At 66.4% G+C, this 4278-nt stretch carries 4 protein-coding genes; 1 reads left to right on the plus strand and 3 read right to left on the minus strand.

Annotated elements, in window-relative coordinates; genetic code table 11:
• Positions 1 to 390: 390 nt before the first annotated feature.
• A complete protein-coding gene (locus ACWEVS_RS45940) occupies positions 391 to 795 on the plus strand; it encodes a hypothetical protein (RefSeq protein ID WP_452557530.1) in 405 nt (134 codons plus the stop codon).
• Between the two features lie 480 nt (positions 796 to 1275).
• On the opposite strand, the gene ACWEVS_RS45945 is transcribed toward ACWEVS_RS45940, so the two are convergent.
• From ACWEVS_RS45945 to ACWEVS_RS45955, 3 genes are all read right to left on the minus strand, one after another.
• Positions 1276 to 2517, minus strand: a complete 1242-nt coding sequence (locus tag ACWEVS_RS45945) for a S8 family serine peptidase (protein ID WP_452557532.1) — start codon at positions 2515 to 2517, stop codon at positions 1276 to 1278.
• Positions 2511 to 3200, minus strand: coding sequence for a hypothetical protein (locus ACWEVS_RS45950; RefSeq protein WP_452557534.1), 690 nt, complete (start codon positions 3198 to 3200; stop codon positions 2511 to 2513). The genes ACWEVS_RS45945 and ACWEVS_RS45950 overlap by 7 nt, the downstream gene beginning before the upstream one ends.
• Positions 3201 to 3855: 655 nt before the next feature.
• Positions 3856 to 4278 (minus strand): integrase core domain-containing protein (locus ACWEVS_RS45955; protein WP_452557536.1); only part of this gene is annotated, 423 nt, incomplete at its 5' end.

Consider the following 4278-nt stretch of genomic DNA (forward strand, 5'->3'; position numbering starts at 1 on the left):
GCCAGCGGGCTCCCCAGACCTACGAGACAGCCTTCCACTCAACATCATCTACGCTGGCATCAGCTGCATAAGCCGTGTCCAGTCTTCGGGTGGAAGCCCCTGGGGCTTCTCCGGCTTGTCCGGCTCAAGCTCAGTACGGAGGACGAGTTCGCTATGCGTGGGCACGTAGCTCCAGATCCTGAAGCGTCGATGCGGGAAGACGAGGGGAAGCTTGAGCCCACCGGGGTATTGAGCATGATCCATACCGGGACCCCATCACGTCTGAGCTCTGGCGGCAATGTGCCAACCAGACCCACCTGAAGGGGAACCAGCAGTCACGGACCCGAACTGGCGAGAGACGCGCGAGCCGCCTGGGAACGAAGTCTTGCTCTCTTAGCAATCTTGGTGCCCTTGATCACGGGCGATTGGCCCACCCTGGTCGCGGAAGGCCTCGGCGGCGGGGGTGTGTTGATTTCGCAGCCAGTTGGTGAAGTCCTCACGGCGGTAGCTCGGGTCGGCGGGCATCAGCCGGACTTGAGGCCGTTCGTCCATCCACCAGATAGTGAAATCGGTGACGGTTCCAGCCAACGGCCATCTTGTCGGATCGCGCGGCAGGTGAAGAACATCAACGAAGCCGCCGACGGGGAGTCCCAGGTCGATCTCGATGCCGATGATGCCAGGCTGGGGACCCAGACGACAGTACCGGTGACGTGCTGCCCGAGGCGAAGCTGTGTTCTCAGCTTGTCCCAGGCCTGCGTGTCGTTGGCGTTGGGCGGGCGCTGGCCCTCGCGCCGCAAGGGCCGGGGCTGGTTGTGATCGGCGATCGTAAACTCCGCAGATGAGAGTTGCGCCCGTACTCATCACTTGGCTTTCAGCTTCCGAGTCGACCAGGCAGGCACCGATAGACCCATAGCTCGCAGGCGAGGCAGAGCATGTTCCAGGCATCTCTCCACCGAGTCCTCGTCGATTCGGACAGGTCGCCCGCTGAGGGGACCGCCACTCGCGACGAAGGTCCAGGGCCGGACACCTTCACGCATGCGCTCGCCGTCAGCCTTGAGGATCGCCGTCACACCCTGCTCAGCCAGCACACCCAAGATCAAGGCTATATCCACGTCGACTCCTTCGCCTCTTGGGCATGGTGATCTACCGTGGTCCGGTACGACCCCACACCCAGCGCGCATGTCACTTATACGGCACGGCAGTCCGGCACGACAGCGAGCCGGACCACACGCGGAGCCGCCCGGGTTGTCGCGCCGCATCCGACGAGGTCTCTTACGGCACTGGAGGGCTTTGCGCCTAATCCCGCGCGGCAACCTCGATGCCCTCGTTGGGAGTGCGCCGTCCTCGGATGATGGCCACCGTTGCCAAGGAGAGCAGGAGCCCGCCCCCGCCGATCGCGGCCGCGAAGCCGGTCAGGCCGGCTTTGTCGTGCCGTACGGCGACGATCTTCTGGGCGGGTATCCCGCCGCCGAAGCGCGTGCCGGGCGCGACGTTGTCCTTGTCCGGCTTCATCGCGGCGAACGTGCCGGCCATCTTCAGGGCGCCTGCGGGGTTGACGAGGCCGAAGCCGATCGAGGTGTCGTAGGAGCGCGGCTCGGTGGTGCGGTAGGCGGCGGTGATGACGTCCTCGTCCTCGCTCTGCTGTCCTGGACGGCGGGCGGAAGCGGCGAGCGCCTGGATGACCAGCGAAGGGGCGAGCTTGGGGTACTTGGCCTTGACCATCGCCGCCGCGGCGACCACCCAGCCCGAGGCGGCGGTCCCGCTGTCGAGGTAGTAGCGCTCGCCGCGCGACCCCGTGGTCGGCAGCGGAAGGCCCGGGGCCGAGAGCAGGACGCTGCGGTTCTTGGCGGAGTACTCCTCCAGGCGGCTGCCGTTCAGATCGACGACGCCCACGCCGATGACACCGGGCAGCCCGTGCGGCTCGAACACGCCGTTGACGCCGATGCCCCAGGAGCGGGGGGCGGGCCACGCTGGCGCGACGACCACCGCGCCCTTACCAGCCGCATACGCCACGGCCTCGGCCAGGCGCGTGTCTCCGCCCTCCCATGAGGTGGTGGTCCAGATGACGTCGGCGCCGTGATTGGCAGCCCAGCGGATGCCGCTGGCCAGGAACAGCACGCCGGTGTTGCTCTCGAACCACTCGCTACGTCCGATCCTGCTGCTGCCGAAGTCGCCCGGGAAGGATTCGACGCGGACCGACAGCAACTCCACCTCTGGTACCAGCCCGCGAGTGGCCGTTGGGGCGTCCGGGCGTGGTCCTGAGGCGGCCAGCATCGTGGCCTGCGCGGTGCCGTGGAGCATCTTCGCGGGCGGCCATCTCACCAGGTCGAGCCGGCTGCGGACGGCGCCGTTGAGCGCGCGGGCGTTGGCGATGGCGTCGCCGACGATCGCCACGCGAGCGCCTTCGCCCATGGTGATCCGCTGCGCCGCCGCGAAGTCGGCGGCCATGCGCACGATGGGCTGGCCGTCGGCGCGGGCCGAGGAGGGCGCACTCGCCAGCACCAGCGGCACGGCCACCAGTAGTGCACGGGTCAGCATGTGACGACCTCCTTGACCTCGCACGCCGGCACGTGTTTCGACAGGACGGTGGCCAGGGCGTCGACGGCGTTGAGGGTTAAGCCGGGGAAGCCTTCGCGGTCCGCGCGAGGCAGGCGCGGCCGGCCGTCGGCGTAGCCGCCGGTGCCGAGCACGAGGTAGTTGGCGCGGCCGAGCGCCGTGCGCTCCTGTTCCTGACCTGCGTCGAAGCTTGACGACAGCGTGCCTGGGATCCCCGCTGGCCGTACCCCGCTGTTCTGCCAGTTGCCCGCGGCCAGCGCGGCCTTGGCGGCGGCGGCGTCTTTCATGACCACGATGGCCAGCGTGGACAGGATCGTGCCCGTGGGGTCGGCGTAGGTGGCCCGCAGCACCTTCAGGCAGCCGTGCGCGCTCGCCACCTTGGTGGCGCTGTCGTCCAGCGCCTGCTCGCAGCTGCTTTCGGGGGCAATGCCGATCCGGTGGGCGAAACTTGCCTTGGTGTCGTGAGTGGTGAACCGGTCGGGGAAGAGCCGTCCGGCGGTCCAGTGTCGCCAGCGCAGGGCCAGTTCGTCCTCGCCGGCCCGCTTGGTCTCCTCGGGTGTGGGGCCGCGGGTCAATTCGGTGGCCAGGCCGTACGCGCCGCCTCCTATCGCAGACAGGCCCGCGGCCACGAGTATGAGGCCGACGACAAGTGATCTTGCTTGCATGGACAGCAGACCGTACGAGCCTCACGTCACGATTGGATCACGTGTTCGTGTTGCGCTCCACGCCCACTGAAGGTGGGACGCGATCCACATCCGCCCCGAGGATGGCTGGCGTTCGGGCCATGGGCTCGGATGACGAGTAGTTCTACCCACTGACGCAGTCGGCCACGCCCGCGTCAAGTTCCGCTCTTAGCAGGATTCCTGAGCGTTGCCTGCGAGTATGGATCACGGTTTGATCTCGGGATCACCGCGCCCATCTGCAGTATTTACAGACAGTCACAATTGACAGCTTGTCCAGCTGGCTGTCCATCTGACCGGTTTGCCCTTGTAGTTGAGGGTTCAATCAGAGATAGAACGCGCGTTCGGATGACTACTTGATCACTTTGTGTAGATCTTGACCGAATGTGCGGTTTTTGGCTTGATCGGGTCGCTTTTACATCCGGCTTATCTCTTCATGAGCGGAGCTTGTGTGCGCCTGTTACCCCCTACCCGTACCCACCATCCCCGCCGATCCGCTCCACTTCCTCGCTCCCGGTCCACCGGTCGACGGCTGCGCCGAGCCATGGTGCTCGCCCTGACCCCGGTCCTGCTGGTCACCTCGACCCCGGCCTTGCCGGCCTACGCGCAGTGCGCCTGCCGAGAATTCCATCCACGCAGCTCAAGCGGCATGTGAGTACTCGTGGAGGACCCCGCCGAGCAGGTCTCGTCGGCGTATGTTCAGGTCGGCGATTCGCTTCGGATCGGTAATCGGATCTGGCACGGTACGCAACGGTGCCGCTTGGGCCAGGGCCTGATGGGCTCGGTGCTGGTAGTAGAACTTTTCATACTCGCGCAGGGCGTGCCGTAGGTGGCGTTCGTTCCAGATCAGGCAGCGGTCGAGAAGCTCTCGGCGGCACGACTGCACCCATCGTTCCATGACCGCGTTCATGCGCGGCATCCGGATACCGGTGAGCACGGTCTGGATGCCGGCGTCGGACAGGACCTCATCCATGAGGGCCGGGAACTTCGCATCCCGGTCTCGGATCAGATAGCGCGCCCGGCAGCCCGCCTCGTCCAGATCCATCACGAGATTCTTGATCGC

Source organism: Nonomuraea sp. NPDC003754, from assembly GCF_053605785.1.